The following is a 17,339-nucleotide window of genomic DNA, read 5'->3' as shown; positions in this document are numbered from 1 at the left end:
TTCCGCGAACTCGTTCGCGTCGTGCAGGAGCGCCCGTACGCCCCACTCCCAGCGGTCGCAGAACTCCTTGAAGGAGGAGCTCAGTCCCTCGTGCCCCGTCTCCATCCCGGAGAGGGAGAGCTCCGAGAAGCCGCGGCCGACGGCGGCCGCGCCCGGTGTGCCGACACCCTTCAGTTCACCGATGGCGCCGTTGATGCCGCTCGCGATGGCATCCATCGCCGCCTTGTTCGCCTTGAGGCCGTCACTCATTCCCCGCCCCCTCCGTCCTCGCCGTCGACCGCCACCGCGTCCGGTGCCGGCTCCGTCAATGGCAACGCCTGCTCCTCCCCCATGTCAGTGATCTCCCGGCAGGCTACAGAACCGCACCGCGGCGACCGGCGATGGGCGCGGGGGACCGCGACCGCCCCCGGTTCCGCTCAGGAGCCACCCCGCGACCACACCCCGCGACCTACCCCCGCGGGAACACCCGTGGGAGCATCCGCATGAACATCAAAAGGCCTGGACCAGCGCAAAGTTACTCATGCGTTCCGCATGGTCACGTCATGACACCTGTGACTGTTCCGCCCTCGGCCGCCGTGGAAATCTCATTCCGTCAGCGGACGGGCCGAGGGGGATGCTCACATGGACAAGCGGTACGAGGTCCACTGCCTGGCCGACCGGCACTTCTACGAGACCCCGGACCGTCTGGACAGCAGCCGCGACGACGCCCTCTTCGAGCCCGCCCGGCGGGCCGCGCCCGGCGGATGGCGGACCGCCCGTAGTGGCGACTGGCTGCACCTCATTCCCGGACTCGAACAGACGGGCGGGCGGCAACTCCCCTCCCAGGGCTGGAAGATCCACGTGTCCGCCACCGCCGACTCCGCCGAGAAGACGGCCGCCGCCGTGTGGGACTACTGCATCCCGCGGGGCATCTCGTTCAAGTTCGTCCCCAGCCGCCCCCTCCTGCACCTGCGCAACAGCAAGTACGCGGCCCGTGATGCCAGCGGGAAGTTCGTCACCGTCTATCCGCGGGACGAGCAGGAGCTGCACACGGTGCTCACCGAACTGCACGAGATCGTCGGCGGACGGCCGGGGCCGTACATCCTCACCGATCTGCGCTGGCACGAGGGGCCGTTGTACGTGCGGTACGGGGCCTTCGAGCGGCGCTACTGCCTCGACGGGCGCGGCGCACTCGTCCACGCCGTCGAGGACGGTACGGGCCGGCTCGTGCCGGATTCCCGGAACCCCGCCTTCCAGGTCCCGTCCTGGGTGACGCTCCCCGCCTTCCTGGAACCCCACCTCGCCGCCCGCAACGCCACGACCGTCGGCGAACTGCCGTACCGCATCGAGAAGGCCCTGCACTTCTCCAACGGCGGCGGCGTCTACCGCGGCACCGATCTGCGCGACGGGCGGGCGGTCGTGCTCAAGGAGGGCCGCCCGCACGCCGGGCTCGCCGCGGACGGGGCCGACGCCATCGCCCGGCTGGAGCGGGAGAAGGCGGCACTGGAACGGCTCTCCGGGCTCGGCGTCGCCCCCGCCGTGCGCGACTGGTGCACCCTGGGCGACCATCGTTTCCTCGTCATGGACTTCGTCGAGGGCCGCACCCTCAACTCCTACTTCGCCGAACGGCATCCGCTGCTCGCCACCGACCCCGACCCCGCCGCACTCGCCGCCTACACGGCCTGGGCGCTGCGCATCCACCGCGCCGTCGAGGAGGCGGTCGAGGCGGTGCACGGCAGGGGAGTGGTCTTCAACGACCTGCACATGTTCAACATCATGGTCGCGCCGGACGAACGGTCCGTCGTCCTCATCGACTTCGAGGCCGCCGCCGACGTCTCCGACCGGACGCGCCAGGTCGTCGCCCACCCCGGCTTCTGCGCCCCACCCGGCCGCACCGGCACGAGCACCGACCGGTACGCGCTGGCCTGCCTGCGGCTCGCCCTGTTCCTGCCCATCACCACGCTCCTCGCCGTCGACCGCGGCAAGGCCGCCCATCTCGCGGACGTCATCGCCGCCGAATTCCCGGACGTGCCGCGGGAGTTCCTGGACGAGGCGGTCGACGAGATCACCCGCGAGGAGGGCGGGACCCGGCGACGGCAGCAGCCCCTGCCCGAGCCCGGCGACTGGCCGCGCAGCCGGGACTCCATGGTCCGCGCCCTCCTCGCCTCCGCCACGCCCGACCGTGACGACCGGCTCTTCCCCGGCGACATCGCCCAGTTCACCGAAGGCGGCGGCCTCGGGCTCGCGCACGGTGCCGCCGGCGTGCTCCACGCCCTCGCCGAGACCGGCGCGCCGCGGTACGAGACCGGTGAGCAGTGGCTGCTCGACCACACCGACCCTGCACCGCCCGGCACCCCGCCCGGCCTCTACGACGGGCTGGCCGGTGCCGCCTTCGTCCTCGACCGGCTCGGGCACCGCGACCGCGCGCTCGACCTCGTCGCGACGGTCCTCGGCGAACGGTGGCAGCGCCTCGGCTCCGGCCTGCACGGCGGCCTCGCCGGCATCGGGCTCGTCCTCGACCACTTCGGCCGCGTCACCGGCGAACGGGACTTCCACGAACGGGCCGTCGAAGCCGCCCAGTTGCTCGCCGACCGGATGGCCGCCCCCGCAGCGCCGGGGCCCGGCCGGGCCGGGCTGCTGCACGGTGCCACCGGGCCCGCCCTGTTCTTCCTGCGGCTGTACGAGCGGACGGGCGCCCCGGACCTGCTCGACCTCGCCGGGGCCGCCCTGCGCGCGGACCTGGAGCGGTGCGTGCGGACGGCCCGCGGCGCGCTGGCCGTGGACGAGGGCTGGCGCACCCTGCCCTACCTCGGCGACGGCAGCGTCGGCATCGGTGCCGTCCTGGACGACTACCTCGGGCACGTGCCCGGATCCGACCTGGCCGAGGCCCGCTCCGGGATCCTCGCCGCCGCCCGGTCGCGCTTCTACGCGCAACCCGGCCTGTTCCAGGGCCGGGCCGGGATGATCTGGCACCTCGCCCGCACCACCGCGCCCGGGGCCGCCCCGGACCATCTCGCGCGGCAGATCGCCGCACTGGGCTGGTACAGCATGGTTCATCAGGGCGAACTGGCCTTCCCGGGCCACCAGATGATGCGGCTGTCCATGGACCTCGCCACCGGAACCGCAGGCTGCCTGCTCGCCCTGGGCTCCGCCCTCGGCGACCGCACGGCACAACTGCCGTTCCTCCCGCGCCCGCACGGGCGCCCCTGAACCGGCTCCCCGCCGATGCGGAGGAGTCGTGGCACAACCCCTGTCCCCATGTATGTGACGAAAGGAAACATCATGTCGCTTCTCGACCTTCAGGACATGGAGTCCGAAGAGCAGGCGCACGGCGGCGGTGGCGGCGGCAGCCAGCTCAGCCTGCTGCTCTGCGACAGCGTCGCCAGCGTCGCCCTGTGTCTCTGACGTGTCCGAGACATGCCCGTGGTGATCGGTAACCGGTGACCGCTCCGGGCGGGCCCTCCCTCCTCGGCGGGAGGGCCCGCTCGACCGTACGGAAGGTTTTCCGCCATGGCCGCGAGGCATCGCCGGAGCCGCCTCGGCGGCGGTGACCGGCTCGTCGCCGACGCGACCCGGCACGTCGGCGCCCGCACGCTCGTCCTCGGCCTGACCTCCGTCGCAGGCACGGGAGCCGCCCTGTTGCTGCCCGCCGTCCTCGGCCACACCGTCGACCTGCTGCTCGCGCGGCAGAGCGGCGAGGCGAGCCGCTGGGTCGTGCTGTGCGCGCTGCTGCTGTGCGCACCGGCCGTCTTCGATGCGCTCGACGGCCTGCTCACCGGCACCACGGCCGCCGGTGCCACGGCGTGGCTGCGGAACCGGGTGCTCGGGCACGTCCTCGCCGTCGGGCCGCGGGCCACCGCCCGGTTCGCCCCCGGCGACCTCGTCACGCGGCTCGTCGGCAACGCCGCCTATGTGGGCACGGCCCCCGGCAGCCTCGCCTCGGCCGTCGCCTCCGTCGCCGCGCCGCTCGGCGGGATCGCCGCGCTCGGCCTCGTCGACCCCTGGCTCGCCGTCGCCTTCCTGGCCGGGGCCCCCGCCCTCTTCCTCCTGCTGCGCGCCTTCACCCGGGCCTCCACCGACTGCCTCATCGCCTACCAGCGCCTCCAGGGCGACCTGGCGGGCCGGCTCGTCGAGGCCCTCGACGGCGTACGCACCATTGCCGCCGCCGGCACGGGCCGCCGCGAGGCGGACCGCATCCTGCAGCCGCTCCCCGGCCTCTCCCGCGAGGGCCATCGCATGTGGCGGGTCCAGGGCCGGTCGGCCGCGCAGACGGCGGCCGTGGTGCCGCTGCTGCAGATCGTCGTGCTGGCCGTCGCCGGGCTGCGGCTCGCGCAGGGCGCCCTCAGCGTCGGCGATGTGCTGGCCGCCTCGCGCTACGCGGTGCTGGCCGCCGGGATCGGAGCGATCGTCGGCCGCCTCAACGCGCTGGTGCACGCGCGCACGGCCGCCGGACGGCTGGCGGAGATCCTCGCGGAGCCGCCGGCGCGGTACGGGCCGCGGGAACTGCCCGCGGGCGACGGGACGTTGCGGCTGCGCGGCGTGACCGCGATCCGCGGGGGCCGGACCGTGCTGGACGGGCTGGACCTGGTGGTGCCGGGCGGTACGACCGTGGCGGTCGTCGGCCGCTCGGACGCCGGCACGTCGGCCCTCGCCGAACTGGCGGGCCGGCTGGCCGACCCCGATGCGGGCGTCGTGGAGCTGGACGGGGTCCCCCTCCGCGACCTCACCCGCACCGCGCTGCGCTCCCACATCGCCTACGCCTTCGCCCGCCCCGCGCTGCTCGGCGGCACGATCGCCGGCACGATCGGCCTGGGCCCGCACCCGCCCGCCCCCGGAACGGTGACCGCAGCGGCGCGGGCCGCCTGCGCGGACACCTTCGTCCGCCGCCTCCCGGAACGCTACGACACACCCTGCGCGACGGCCCCCTTGTCGGGCGGCGAGGCCCAACGCCTGGGCCTGGCGAGGGCGTTCGCCCGCCCGGGCAGCCGCCTGATCGTCCTGGACGACGCGACGTCGAGCCTGGACGCGGTGACGGAACACCGCATCACCCACACCCTCCTGACCGCCGCGGGCCCGGCCCGCACCTGCCTGGTCGTGGCCCACCGCACCACGACGGCGGCCCGCGCGGACCAGGTGGCCTGGCTGGAGGATGGCCGGATCCGAGCGGTGGGAACCCACGCGCACTTGTGCGAACTACCGGGCTACTGTGCGGCTTTCGCCGACCCGGAGGGGGCGGGGCCCGGCCCCTCCCTTCCGCCGCCGCGGCGGGCAACCGAGGCGGACACGCCCGGCGGTCCGCACCGGCGACAGCGAGCCTCCCGCGACGGCGGGGAGCCTCCCACTGCGTGGGGCGCCGAGGGTCGGCAGGAGCCGGAGGTGTCCGGGCCCGGCCCCTTCTCTCCGCCGCCGCGGCGGGCAACCACCGCGCACGCGCCCGGTGGTCCCCACCGGCCGCACCAAGTCCCCCGCGGCGAAGGCGCGGAGGGCTGACCGTGGACCCGAAACCCCAGGGCGAGGCCCCGAGTTCCCCTTCCCCGGCCCGGGAGGGCGTCCGGTTCCTGTGGCGGCGGCGCCGCGCCGTCGCCGTGCTCGCCGGGTGGTCGGTCGCCGAGGCCGCGTACACCTTCGCCACCGGATACGCCCTCGCCCGGGCCCTCGACGCCGGGTTCCTCGCCGGGAAGCCGGTGCCCGGGCTCGCCTGGCTGGCCGGTGCCGCCGTGGCCGTTCTCGTCGGTGCCTACGGGACCGGGCGCACCTATCGCGGCACCGCCGCCCTCGCCGAGCCCTTGCGGGACGCCCTCGTGCGGCGCGTCGTCGCCCGCGCGCTGCACGACGGCGACCGCGCCGCCGTGTCCCGGCTCACGCACCAAGTGGAGATCGCCCGCGACACGTTCGCGGGACTGGTCATGGTTGCGCGGACGTTCGTCTTCACCGCCGTCGGGGCACTCGTCGGGCTGTGCCTCCTCGCCCCCGTGCTGCTCGTGCTCGTTCTGCCGCCGCTGCTCGCGGGCCTGGCGCTGTTCGCCGTGACGCTGCGCCCTCTCGTCGGCCGTCAGGAGGCCTTCCTGGACGCCGACGAGGCCGTCGCGAAGTCGCTGGGCGATGTCTGCGCGGGCCTGCGCGACGTCGCGGCCGCGGGCGCCGAGGACCCGGTCCACGCCGACACCGCGGCCCTCGTCGACGCCGAGCGGGACGCCGCGTACGCCCTCGCCCGCTGGTCCGTGGTGCGTGTGGCGGCGCTGGCGGTCGCCGGCCGGCTGCCCGTCGTGCTGCTGCTGGTCGCCGCGCCCCGGCTGCTGGACCACGGGGTGTCCGCGGGGGCGCTCGCCGGCGCCCTCGCCTATCTCACCCAGTCCCTGCTGCCGGGCCTGCAGAACCTCATGCACGGCCTGGGGGCGAACGGCTCCCGGCTGGCGGTCGTGCTGCGCCGCCTGATGGCCGAACCCCCGCGGCCGGCACCGGGGTTGCAGCACGCAGCCGTCCCGGGCGCCCCCGCCGTCGCCCTGCGCGGCGTCACCTTCGCCCACGGCCCCCACGCCGACCCCGTCGTCGACCGTCTCCACCTGGCCCTCCCGCACGGCTCCCACCTCGCCGTCGTCGGCCTCAGCGGCATCGGCAAGTCGACGCTGGCCGCCCTGGTCGCGGGGATGCTGGAGCCGCAGCAGGGCGAGGTCTCGGTGTGCGGGATCCCGGCCCGGGACCAGGGCGCCCGCGCCCTGCGGGTGCTGATCCCGCAGGAGGCGTACGTCTTCTCCGGCACCGTCGGCGAGAACCTCCGCCACCTCCGTACCGACCCCGTCCCCGACCGCGAGGTGCTGGCCGCCGCCGAGGCGGTGGGCGCCGGTGAACTCCTCGACCGGCTCGGCGGCCTGGCCGCGCCGCTGGTCCCCGCCGAGCTGTCGGCGGGGGAGCGGCAGCAGATCGCGCTGGTGCGCGCATACCTCTCCCCGGCCCCCGTCGTGCTGCTGGACGAGGCGGCCTGCCACCTCGACCCGGCCGCCGAGGCGCGCGCGGAGCGCGCCTTCGCGGCGCGCCCCGGCGGCACCCTCGTCGTGATCGCGCACCGCGCCGGCTCGGCCCGGCGCGCGGGCCGGGTCCTCGTCATGGACGGGGCGCGGACGACCGTCGGGACGCACACCGAGCTGCTGCAGCGCTCGGCGCTCTACCGCGACCTCATGGGAGACGGCGGGCCACGGGGGGACGCGGCCGTCTCACAGCCATCCCGCCCCCTGCGATATGCGGATCGCGTCGACCCGGTTGCGGGCCCCGGTCTTCCGGGTGATGGCGGCCATGTAATTGCGTACGGTTCCGTTCGACAGGTGCAGACTGCGGGCGATCTCCCCGATGGAGGCCCCCTCCGCGGCAAGTGACAGCACGCTCAGCTCTCTTCGGGTCAGCGGCATGGCCGCGGCCTCCAGGAAGCCGTGGCCGAGCGACTCGTCGATGTACCGCTCGCCCTTGGCCACGTGCCGGATGCCCTCGACCAGCCGGTCCGGCGAGGTGTTCTTGCTCAGGTATCCCAACGCGCCCTCCTCGAAGGCCCGGCGCAGCGGTCCCGGCCGCCCGGGTGTGGCCAGGGCGAGCAGCGCGGCGCCCCCGCCGCCCGGCGCCTGACATCGGAGCGCGAGGTCGCCGATGCCGCGCGGGCCGCCCGCCTCGGGGCCGTCCATGTCGACGACGCACACATCCGGCCGCAGTGTCCGGTAACCGGCGGCTGCTCCTTGCCAGGGTGCCGAGGCGACTTCCAGGTCCGGCTCTCTGCCGAGCACGGTCGCCAGTGCCGTGCGCAGCAGGCAGGTGTCGTGTATGAGCAGGACTCGGATCACGTTTCCGTCCCTCCCCGTTCCCTGTGACGAACCGTCCCGGTCACGTCGGTCAATTCATACCGACGTGAACCGCTGTCCTGGGTACGGAAATTAGGGCGCCCGGGGGCGTGAGGACGTATCGAATCGGCCATGTGTGCCCCACGCGCGAGCAAGTTGCGCCTACCGGGGCCCGGCGGGCCCGTCACCTGGTGATGAGCCGGCACACCGTTTCGATGTCGATCTTCACCTGGGCGATGGAGGCCCGCCCCGAGAGCCAGGTGATCAGTGCGGAGTGCCAGGTGTGCTCGATGACGCGCACGGCCGAGAGCTGTTCGGCGCCGGGCGGCCCGGTCAGTCCCATCGCGTCCAGGATGATGGCGGTGGTCAGCCGGGACACCGCGTCGACCTCGGCGCTCACCGAGCGGTCGGCGAAGGTGAGGGCCCGCACCATGGCGTCGGCCAGGTGCGGTTCGCGCTGCATCGCGCGGAACGCCCGCATCAGGGTCTGGGCGACCCGGGCCGCCGGGTCCTCCTCGGTCGGCGGCCGCTTGCGCAGCGTCGCGTGCAGCTGTTCCAGCTGGTCCTGCATGGTGGCGACGAGCAGGTGGACCTTGGAGGGGAAGTAGCGGTAGAGGGTGCCGAGGGCGACGCCCGCGGACTCGGCGACCTCGCGCATCTGCACCGCGTCGTAACCGCCGCGCCCGGCCAGCCGGGCGGTCGCCTGCAGGATGCGGCGCCGCCGCTCCTCCTGGCGCTCCGTCAGGGACATGGCGGCGGTGCCGGGCGGTGCGGCCGTCCCGGCGGACGGCGTGCGGTGCGTAGTCATGTGTCCCATTCCGTGCCCATCCTCCCCGGCTGCCTCTGGGGGTGCCTCCGTACGGCCCGGACGGCACAGCATGGCAGGGGCCGGGCCGTGGCGCGAATCACCCGACGGCGCCCTTTCGGCCGCCCGTCGTGCCGGTAGATTCAGGGCTTCTGGACGACCCAGTCTGAAACTTGTTCTAGATTAGCGCGACCGGTTACGCTCCGGCGGAACAGCAGCGACAAGGAGGCCGGAGTGACCGCTGAGGCCACGGAGGCAGCGTTCACGCGGGGCGGCGGCCTCCCGGCCGGGGGCGGCGGCGACCGGCCGCTGCGCATCGCGCTGCTCACCTACAAGGGGAACCCGTTCTGCGGCGGCCAGGGCGTCTACGTACGACACCTCTCCCGCGAACTCGCCCGCCTCGGCCACTCGGTGGAGGTCATCGGCTCCCAGCCGTACCCCGTCCTCGACCCCGAGCCGGGCGTGCGCCTCACCGAGCTCCCCAGCCTCGACCTCTACCGGCAGCCCGACCCCTTCCGCACCCCCGCGCGCGACGAGTACCGCGACTGGATCGACGCGCTGGAGGTCTCCACCATGTGGACCGGCGGCTTCCCGGAGCCGCTCACCTTCAGCCTGCGCGCCCGGCGCCATCTCGCCGCGCGGCGCGGCGAGTTCGACGTCGTCCACGACAACCAGACCCTGGGCTACGGCCTCCTCGGCGGGCCCGACGTGCTGGGCGCCCCGCTCGTCACCACGATCCACCACCCCATCACCGTCGACCGGCAGCTCGACCTCGCCGCCGCGCCGGACTGGAAGCGGCGTGCCTCCGTGCGCCGTTGGTACGGCTTCACGCGCATGCAGAAGCGGGTCGCCCGGCGGCTGCCGTCCGTCCTCACCGTCTCCGGCTCGTCGCGCGACGAGATCGTGCAGCACCTCGGTGTGCGGCGGGACCGGATCCACGTCGTCCACATCGGCACGGACACCGACCTGTTCTCGCCCGACCCGTCGATACCGGAGGTTCCGGGACGCATCGTCACCACCTCCAGCGCGGACGTCCCCCTCAAGGGCCTGGTCCACCTGGTGGAGGCGCTCGCGGTGGTACGGGCCCGCAACCCGCAGGCCCACCTGGTCGTGGTCGGCAAGCGGCCCGAGAAGGGCCCGGTCGCCACGGCGATCCGGCGCTGCGGGCTCGACGGGGCCGTCGAGTTCGTCAAGGGCATCAGCGACGCGGAACTCGTCGACCTGGTGCGCTCCGCGCAGGTCGCGTGTGTGCCCTCGCTGTACGAGGGCTTCTCGCTGCCGGCCGCCGAGGCCATGGCCACCGGCACTCCGCTGCTCGCCACCACCGGCGGCGCCATCCCCGAAGTTGCGGGCCCCGACGGCGAAACGTGCCTGGCCGTCCCGCCGGGCGACCCCGGCGCCCTGGCATCGGGCCTCGCCCGCCTGCTGGACAACGAGGCGCTCCGGCAGCGGCTCGGCGCCGCGGGCCGGGAACGGGTCCTGGCCCGCTTCACATGGCGCCAGGCGGCGTTGGGCACGGTACGGCAGTACCGTGCGGCGCTGAGGACGGCGAACCGTTGAGCGCCGCCCACGCAGCGCCCCGCCCCGCGCCGGCACGGCGCAGGAACGAACCCCTCCCCCGGGCGGCAAGCCCAGAAGGCAAGGACTCGTGCTGACCGTCGATTTCTCCCGCTTCCCGCTCGCCGCCGGCGACCGCGTCCTCGACCTGGGCTGCGGCGCGGGCCGCCACGCCTTCGAGTGCTACCGGCGCGGAGCGCGCGTCGTCGCCCTCGACCGCAACGCGGAGGAGATCCGCGAGGTCGCCAAGTGGTTCGCCGCCATGAAGGAGGCCGGCGAGGCCCCCGCCGGCGCCACCGCCACGGCGATGGAGGGCGACGCGCTCGCGCTGCCCTTCCCCGACGCCTCGTTCGACGTCGTCATCATCTCCGAGGTCATGGAGCACATCCCGGACGACAAGGGCGTCCTCGCCGAGATGGTCCGCGTCCTCAAGCCGGGCGGCCGGATAGCCGTCACGGTGCCCCGCTACGGCCCGGAGAAGGTCTGCTGGGCACTCAGCGACGCGTACCACGAGGTCGAGGGCGGACACATCCGCATCTACAAGGCGGACGAGCTGCTGCGCAAGATGGAGGAGGCCGGCCTCAAGCCCTACGGCACCCACCACGCGCACGGCCTGCACAGCCCCTACTGGTGGCTCAAGTGCGCCTTCGGCGTGGACAACGACAAGGTGCTGCCCGTCCGCGCGTACCACAAGCTGCTGGTCTGGGACATCATGAAGAAGCCGCTGGCCACCCGGCTCGCCGAACAGGCCCTCAACCCGGTCATCGGCAAGAGCTTCGTCGCCTACGCGACGAAGCCGCACCTCCCTGCGCAGGCCGCCGAATGACCAGCCCCGGCCGTACCGAACGCCTGGTCCTGCCCGGCGTCCTCACCGCGGAGGAGGCCGCCCGCACGGTGGCCGGCATCGCCGCGACCCAGCGCACCGACGGCGCCATACCCTGGTTCCGCGGCCACCACCTCGACCCGTGGGACCACGTCGAGGCCGCCATGGCCCTGGACGCCGCAGGCGAACACACCCGCGCCGAGGCCGCGTACACCTGGCTCGCCCGGCACCAGAACCCCGACGGCTCCTGGTACGCGGCCTACGCCGACGGCGCCGCCGACGAACCCACCGACCGCAGCCGCGAGTCGAACTTCGTCGCCTACATCGCCGTAGGCGTCTGGCACCACTACCTCTCCACCGGCGACGACGCCTTCCTCGACCGCATGTGGCCGACCGTTTACGCCGCCGTCGAGTTCGTGCTCCAACTCCAGCAGCCCGGCGGGCAGATCGGCTGGAAGCGGGAGGAGGACGGCACGCCCGTCACCGACGCCCTGCTCACCGGGTCCTCCTCCGTCCACCAGGCGCTGCGCTGCGCGCTGGCCATCGCCGAGCACCGCGAGGAGCCCCAGCCGGACTGGGAACTGGCGGCCGGCCTGCTCGCGCACGCGATACGGCACCACCCGGAGCGGTTCCTGGACAAGAGCCGCTATTCCATGGACTGGTACTACCCGGTGCTCGGCGGCGCGGTCACCGGCCCGGCGGCCAAGGAGCGCATCGAGGAGGGCTGGGACCGCTTCGTCGTGCCCGGCCTGGGCGTGCGCTGTGTCGTGCCGAACCCTTGGGTGACGGGCGGCGAGAGCTGCGAACTCGCCCTGACGCTCTGGGCGATGGGCGAGTCCGACCGGGCGGTGCAGATCCTGCAGTGGATCCAGCACCTGCGGGCCGAGGACGGCATGTACTGGACGGGCTACGTCTTCGACGACGAGGCGGTCTGGCCGCGGGAGTGCACGTCGTGGACGGCCGGTTCGCTGCTGCTGGCGGTGGCGGCGCTGGGCGGGGACGAGGCGACGGTGTCCGTGTTCGGGGGAGAGCGGCTGCCGTCGGGCCTGGAGCCGGACTGCTGCTGAAAGTGCTCCCGTACGCCTCCTCCGAACGGTCCGTTCCGGATGGCGGCGGCCCGCGGCGTGGGTAAGGCTGAAGGGCGCACCCTTGTCATGGTCCGCCAGCCTGTCCCCGAGCTCCGCCGGAGGCACCCGTGAACCGCCGCTCCCGCCGCGTCCGTACCGCCCTGGCCGCCCTGCTCGCCTGCTGCCTCCTCCTCGGCGGCGCGGTGGCCTGCGGGGGCAAGAAGGAGAAGTCCGGGGGAGAGGCGACGCCGACGAGCTCGACGGAGAAGCAGAAGTTCGCCAAGACCCGCTTCGTCACCAATGCGGGCCTCGCGGCCGGGGCCACCTACCAGTGGATCATCAAGCCCTTCAAGCAGGGGACGTTCAAGAAGGGCGAGAAAGGCCGCACGACCGCCCTCGTCAAGGCGGGCCTGGCCGGCACGTTCGCGTACAACCGCCTGAAGGCGGCGACGGAGAACGCCAAGGGCGACCCGACACTGTCGAAGGCACTGGCGCCGCTGACGGCCGGGATCGACTCGCTCAAGAACCTCTCCACCAAGATCCGCAAGGGCGATGCGACGGATGCCGACGTGAACTCGTTCGGCGACGTCATCAACGGGGTGAAGGACGCGGGCAAGAGCGCGGGGGCGGAGGTCAAGGACAAGGTCCCGTCGTACTCGGAGGTCCAGAAGGGAAGCTGAACGGCCCGTTCCGGCAAGGGCGTTGTCGGTGGCCGCCCATACAGTGGAGCCCATGAGTGCTTTCCCTTACGAACGCTACTGTTCGGAGATCGTCTCCCAGACCGGCCTGCTGAGAGCCGCTTTCCAGGGCGCCGACCTCGCGGCCCCCGTCCCCACGTGCCCCGACTGGACGCTGGCGGACCTCCTGCTGCACCTGGGCCGGGCCCACCGCACCATCGAGGCGGCCGTCCGCGACCGGGCCGCCGAGCCGCACACGGACGGCCCGGACCCGGCCGACGCGGACGCCCTGGACGTCTGGCTGGCGGACGGCGCCAGGGCGCTGGCGCGCAGCCTGCGCGACGCGGGCCCGGACGCCCGCGTCCGGCCCTTCGGCATAGACCAGCCGGCCTCGTTCTGGGCCCGCCGCGCGGCCCACGAGACGGTGGTCCACCGGGCGGACGTGGCCGTGACGACGGGCGCCGACTACACGGTGGACGCGGCGCTGGCGGCCGACTGCCTGGACGAATGGCTGGAGATACTCGTCATGATGACGGCCATGGACGTCCGCCCGGCCCTGAAGGAGGTCCTCGGCCCCGGCCGCACCATCCACCTCCACGCGACGGACACCCCGCCGGAAACCCAGGGCGAGTGGTTCATCGACCTGACCGGTGACGGGATCGCGTGGCGGCACGCCCACGAAAAGGCGGCGGTGGCGGTCCGCGGCCCGGTCGCGGACATCCTCCGCATCTTCTACCGCCGCCTCCCGGCGGACTTCGACACGGTGACGGTGTCGGGGGACCGGGCGGTGCTGGATCTCTGGCTGGAGAAGGCGCAGTTCTGAGGGGCGGTGCCGATGGGAGCCCCCGCGGCGGGTTGTTGCTGCGGGGGTTCTCTGCGGTGCCCATGTGCTACGTGTGGCGTTCGATGGCCTCGAAGATGTCGGAATCGGTCTCGCGCTGCCATTCGGGCAAGAGGTCCCAGTCGGCAACGTAGCCGGGCTTCGGGTCGTCAATGTGCTTGTGGATCTGGGCGATCCAGCACATTGCGACGAACCGCCCCTTCTGTTCACGCGTGAGCTTGGCCGTGTTTCCGGCGCTGACGTCGACGAACTGTGCTACCTGCCCGTACACGGCGGCTGCGGACTGCCGTTCCCAGTCGGGAGTTTCCTCCCAGGGGGTGATGTATCCGGGCTTGGGCTCGCCTGGGTAGTGCTTCTTGACACCGGCGATCCATGCCTCACGGAACGACCGCCCTTGCTCCTCGTGCATGATGAATCCTCTCCTGGTCATCCAACGATGTTCAAAGCCGAGATTCCCTCGATGAGTTGAGTGACGCGACTGTCAGGCATCAGTGAGTCCAGCTGGCCCTTCAGGTCGTTCAGCCTGTGCGCCACATAGCCTGACCTGGTTTGACGGGCCAGGTCAATTGCAGCATTGGCATGGCTGAACAGTTGGTCGACGTCGTGCCGCTGCGCTCCGAGTGCAGCGAGGTCGGCAAGTACGCTGCCCTTCCTGCGCGACGACAGATTTTGAGACAAGGCATCGACCAAGGCGGCCTCGGCGAGATCGGACCGGCCCAGCTTGGTGTAGCAGGTTCCGCGCTCTTCGGCCAAGCGGGAGCCGTCGAAACGCAACCATCCACCGTTGTGAATCTGCCCGCTGAGCGAATGAACCTGCTCGGCTTCGTCGAGGGCTCGTTTGCAGGAGTCCAAGTCCCCGATCCCGGCGAAGGCTTCGGCTTGTACGGCAGCCACCCAATGCCGGGTGGAGAGTCGGCTGTCACCTCGTCGCGCAATGTCTGCAGCGGCGGCCAGTATGGGAACGACATCCTTGAACTGTCGGTCATGCATTCCGATGAATGCATGACGCGTCAAGGCGCATGCCCATAGGTCCGGGTTCCCTGCTTCTCTGCTCGCGCTTGCGGCCACGGAATAGCAGTGGGCGGCATCTGTGTGGCGATTGCTGTCGAAGAAGATTTCCCCTGCGAGTTGGAAAATATCTCCCGTAGCGGAGCACAGCTTCTTGTGCGCTGCAGTGCTGCGAACGCTGTGCATGCTTCGGTTCAGGAGGAACAGTTGCTCCCGCACCAGTGGGAGGGCCGCGGACTTGTTTCTGGCGAGGGAGAAGGTCTGCCATAGATGGGAGTTCATGGTGCTGAAGTCTTCGACTGGGTCGGAAGTCTCGAAAGGTTGACTCGGGCTGGCGGTGTAGGGGGTCATCCTGTGCGGCGCTGTAATCAGTGTGCCGGTTATGGTCAGAAGTCGCAGAAATTCACGCCGGATCATTTCGTCAAGGTCACCTGTGTCCAAGTGATGGGATGGGACGTGGGAGGCTGGTGGTTCGGCTCCCCAAGACATCTCTTCCACCAGAAGAGCATTTAGCTCCGGCAATGTGACCTTGAGCAGCCCCGCAAGCCGTGGTCGACTGTGTGGCTGAGGAGCGGTTTCGCCGCGTTCCCAGCGCCCCACGGACGTCCGGTCCACCCCGAGTTTCTCCGCGAGCTCTTCCTGGCTGAAGCCCAGCGCTCTACGGCGCTCCGCCAGACGCTGCCTTGTCGGCAATGCCTGCTCCCTCGTCTGCTCAGACGTCTACCCAGCTCAGGGGCCTGCTGCATCGAGTATGCAGCAGAAGTGCATCATCTCTGCTCTGGTTCAGCTCAACTCACCTCGGTTTCCTGGTGATTAGCTCGGCTGCCACTGGCCGGGAGTGATGAGGATCGGACCGGAGGGCGGAGGATGAAGAGTGCAGTACGGCCCTGGCCTGCGCGGATGACTGTTGCGCATGCTGCTGCCGGAGTCGGGCGGCGGGTGAGCCGCGATCTCGGGGAATGGCCGGACGGCCCTGACCCTTCCACTGGCTCGATGGCATACCCGGAATGTCTGTGTGTCGAACACCGTTCCGGGCGAGGCGAGCCGGACTCTGCCGTGCGCCTATGGGCTCAGGGGACGGGATGACCGCCGGGCCGGAGACCCGTGCGCGCTGTGCCGAGTGCGACAGGATCAAGCAAGCTCGGCGGGCAGCAACAGCGGTGGGTGACATCGAGCGATCGGTCGCGCTCGCGACCCTCATGGGAGTGCACCTGCGGAAGGCGCACGCATGATGAAGCCGCTCATGATTTCCGTCGCCCACACAGGCGGACCGCCTGCCGGGCCGACCCCCGGCATGGCGGCTGCAACTCGCGCCCACTACAAGCCCGTCGAGTGCTGTGCCCCACCGGGACGGCGACTGGCTCAGCAGAATCACGACGAATGGAGGACCGCCATGGGTGGCAAGGATGAAGTCAATGGGTACGACGTCTTCGAGCACGAGATCGTGACCTCGGCCGAGACGGACCAGGGACAGCAGGAGGCCGACGATGAGTGACACTCCCGTCCCGGACGAGCCCCCGCCCGGCAACCGGTCCATGATCGGGATGCTCATCAAGCGCGACTTGCCCGACCGGTCGGGCCCGCCCGAATGGTGCGGCAAGCACCCGAAGGAACGGACGCAACTCGTGGCCCGCATCGGATGGGTCTGCCTCGACTGCGTCAGGGAGCGAAGCCGACCCCAGCCGTAGTAGTGCCGCCATGGCCCTGCCTGCGGTCGGCCTCGAGCCGCAGACAGGGCCTGACGGGTGGAGGGAGACCGGCTGTTGACCGAAGCGGAACCGGAAGCAACGTGGGAGGCCGACGATCTCGACACCGTCCCCGGTCTGCGGGCACACCGTCGAGGCGCAGATGACCATCCCGCTGAGCGTGAAAGGCCGCCCCGAGCCGGATGTTGTCGCCGCGAACGTCCCGTACGACCCCCACCGGACGCGTTTCCTGCCGGAAGAAGTCGCGCTCGTCGTCGAGGTCGTCTCCGACGAGTCGCAGGAGCGGGACCGGGAGACCAAGCCGTTCAAGTACGCGCGCGCAGGGATCCCTCATTTCTGGCGTATTGAGGAGGAGCGCGGTCTTCCCGTCGTCCACTCCTATGAGTTGGACGAGACGACCCGGGCCTACGTCGCCACCGGCATCCACCGTGAGCGGATCAGGACGTCCGTACCGTTCGGCATCGACATCGACCTGGTGCGGCTCGTCCGCTGAACCGACAGGCCTGCATCACTGGCGCGAAGTCGGCGACCCGGCACTCCGCAAGGGCGCACGTCGAGCCACGCCGCCTGCATGCGGGCGGGGCCGGTGGTGCCCCGGCTGTCGTTCCGTGTCCCGGCCGGCCGCGGGATTGTCTTCCGGGGACGACCGGCGACCGCTCTGTTCGGCGGCAGTCGCCGTCAGCAGTCTTTTCCCATGCCGACCTGTCCCGAGTGCGGATCTTCGCTGAGGTGGTACGAAATCCATGGCGGTGGCTGCATAGCTCTCGAAGCATGCAGTCCGATCTCCCCTTCGGGACGGCACGTCGGGGGACTACGGGCCATCGACGCGCATGGCTTTGCCGTGAGGTGGGCGGACCGCGACCTGTCCGTCACCCAGGGCTTCACCTTGCACACCCGTGTCTGCCCCGATCGTCCGCCGCCCCCCGACCTGTCCCCGGAGGAGAAGGTGATCAGGGCGGCGAACCGGATTCGTCAGGAGTCCGCCAGCCCGGCGGCGCCCGAGGGCGTGGACTGAGGCGATGTCACCGCAGCGGACCTGATCCGCATGAGCCG

Annotated in this window: 15 protein-coding genes and 2 pseudogenes; 12 read left to right on the top strand and 5 right to left on the bottom strand. The window is 71.9% G+C overall.

Annotated features, from left to right (window positions below):
- Nucleotides 1-249 (bottom strand): annotated as a pseudogene (locus HG542_RS13090) (hypothetical protein); the annotation flags it as partial.
- Nucleotides 250-621: 372 nt separating this feature from the next.
- Between HG542_RS13090 and lanKC the strand changes: the two are divergent.
- The 4 genes and pseudogenes from lanKC to HG542_RS36265 all read left to right on the top strand — a co-directional run.
- A complete protein-coding gene (lanKC, locus tag HG542_RS13085) occupies nucleotides 622-3,189 on the top strand; it encodes a class III lanthionine synthetase LanKC (RefSeq protein WP_171080876.1) in 2,568 nt (855 codons plus the stop codon).
- A gap of 72 nt (nucleotides 3,190-3,261) precedes the next feature.
- Nucleotides 3,262-3,384, top strand: a complete 123-nt coding sequence (locus tag HG542_RS13080; RefSeq protein ID WP_171080874.1) for a SapB/AmfS family lanthipeptide — start codon at nucleotides 3,262-3,264, stop codon at nucleotides 3,382-3,384.
- Between the two features lie 105 nt (nucleotides 3,385-3,489).
- Nucleotides 3,490-5,469, top strand: coding sequence for an ABC transporter ATP-binding protein (locus tag HG542_RS13075; protein ID WP_171080872.1), 1,980 nt, complete (start codon nucleotides 3,490-3,492; stop codon nucleotides 5,467-5,469).
- 416 nt (nucleotides 5,470-5,885) lie between these two features.
- Nucleotides 5,886-6,944: pseudogene (locus HG542_RS36265) on the top strand (ATP-binding cassette domain-containing protein); the annotation flags it as partial.
- A gap of 246 nt (nucleotides 6,945-7,190) precedes the next feature.
- Here the strand turns inward: HG542_RS36265 and HG542_RS36260 are convergent.
- Together HG542_RS36260 and HG542_RS13060 are read right to left on the bottom strand one after the other, a co-directional pair.
- Entirely contained in the window at nucleotides 7,191-7,805 is a 615-nt protein-coding gene (locus tag HG542_RS36260) for a response regulator transcription factor (RefSeq protein ID WP_171080871.1), read from the bottom strand.
- A 181-nt stretch (nucleotides 7,806-7,986) separates the two neighbouring features.
- Entirely contained in the window at nucleotides 7,987-8,610 is a 624-nt protein-coding gene (locus HG542_RS13060) for a TetR family transcriptional regulator (protein WP_171080869.1), read from the bottom strand.
- Nucleotides 8,611-8,841: 231 nt separating this feature from the next.
- Between HG542_RS13060 and HG542_RS13055 the strand changes: the two genes are divergently transcribed.
- The 5 genes from HG542_RS13055 to HG542_RS13035 all read left to right on the top strand — a co-directional run bounded on the left by HG542_RS13055 (nucleotide 8,842) and on the right by HG542_RS13035 (nucleotide 13,554).
- The gene (locus HG542_RS13055; RefSeq protein WP_171080867.1) at nucleotides 8,842-10,167 is read left to right on the top strand and encodes a glycosyltransferase family 4 protein; all 1,326 of its coding nucleotides are present in this window, start codon (nucleotides 8,842-8,844) and stop codon (nucleotides 10,165-10,167) included.
- 88 nt (nucleotides 10,168-10,255) lie between these two features.
- On the top strand, nucleotides 10,256-10,990 hold the full coding sequence (locus tag HG542_RS13050; RefSeq protein WP_171080865.1) for a class I SAM-dependent methyltransferase: 735 nt from the start codon (nucleotides 10,256-10,258) through the stop codon (nucleotides 10,988-10,990).
- On the top strand, nucleotides 10,987-12,054 hold the full coding sequence (locus HG542_RS13045; protein ID WP_171080863.1) for a prenyltransferase/squalene oxidase repeat-containing protein: 1,068 nt from the start codon (nucleotides 10,987-10,989) through the stop codon (nucleotides 12,052-12,054). Before HG542_RS13050 ends, HG542_RS13045 begins: the two co-directional genes overlap by 4 nt.
- 128 nt (nucleotides 12,055-12,182) lie before the next feature.
- Complete coding sequence (locus HG542_RS13040; RefSeq protein WP_171080861.1) at nucleotides 12,183-12,734, top strand: hypothetical protein; 552 nt, start codon at nucleotides 12,183-12,185, stop codon at nucleotides 12,732-12,734.
- A 52-nt stretch (nucleotides 12,735-12,786) separates the two neighbouring features.
- Complete coding sequence (locus HG542_RS13035) at nucleotides 12,787-13,554, top strand: maleylpyruvate isomerase family mycothiol-dependent enzyme (protein WP_171080859.1); 768 nt, start codon at nucleotides 12,787-12,789, stop codon at nucleotides 13,552-13,554.
- Between the two features lie 67 nt (nucleotides 13,555-13,621).
- On the opposite strand, the gene HG542_RS13030 is transcribed toward HG542_RS13035, so the two are convergent.
- Both HG542_RS13030 and HG542_RS13025 read right to left on the bottom strand, forming a co-directional pair.
- Nucleotides 13,622-13,981, bottom strand: coding sequence for a hypothetical protein (locus tag HG542_RS13030; RefSeq protein WP_171080857.1), 360 nt, complete (start codon nucleotides 13,979-13,981; stop codon nucleotides 13,622-13,624).
- Nucleotides 13,982-13,998: 17 nt separating this feature from the next.
- A complete protein-coding gene (locus tag HG542_RS13025) occupies nucleotides 13,999-15,273 on the bottom strand; it encodes a helix-turn-helix domain-containing protein (RefSeq protein WP_171080855.1) in 1,275 nt (424 codons plus the stop codon).
- Nucleotides 15,274-16,067: 794 nt separating this feature from the next.
- Between HG542_RS13025 and HG542_RS13020 the strand changes: the two genes are divergently transcribed.
- The 3 genes from HG542_RS13020 to HG542_RS13010 all read left to right on the top strand — a co-directional run bounded on the left by HG542_RS13020 (nucleotide 16,068) and on the right by HG542_RS13010 (nucleotide 17,301).
- Nucleotides 16,068-16,268: a hypothetical protein gene (locus HG542_RS13020; RefSeq protein ID WP_171080853.1), complete on the top strand. Its 201-nt coding sequence runs from the start codon at nucleotides 16,068-16,070 to the stop codon at nucleotides 16,266-16,268.
- Nucleotides 16,269-16,428: 160 nt separating this feature from the next.
- Nucleotides 16,429-16,779 carry a Uma2 family endonuclease gene (locus tag HG542_RS13015; RefSeq protein WP_171080851.1) on the top strand — a complete coding sequence of 117 codons (351 nt, stop codon included), beginning with the start codon at nucleotides 16,429-16,431 and terminating at the stop codon, nucleotides 16,777-16,779.
- Nucleotides 16,780-17,127: 348 nt separating this feature from the next.
- Nucleotides 17,128-17,301, top strand: a complete 174-nt coding sequence (locus HG542_RS13010) for a hypothetical protein (RefSeq protein WP_171080849.1) — start codon at nucleotides 17,128-17,130, stop codon at nucleotides 17,299-17,301.
- The last annotated feature ends 38 nt before the right edge of the window (nucleotides 17,302-17,339 follow it).

Source organism: Streptomyces morookaense (genome assembly GCF_013030945.1).
GTDB lineage: Bacteria > Actinomycetota > Actinomycetes > Streptomycetales > Streptomycetaceae > Streptomyces > Streptomyces morookaensis.
Note: the sequence above shows the minus strand (reverse complement) of the source record. Positions and strands in the feature narration are given on the sequence as shown.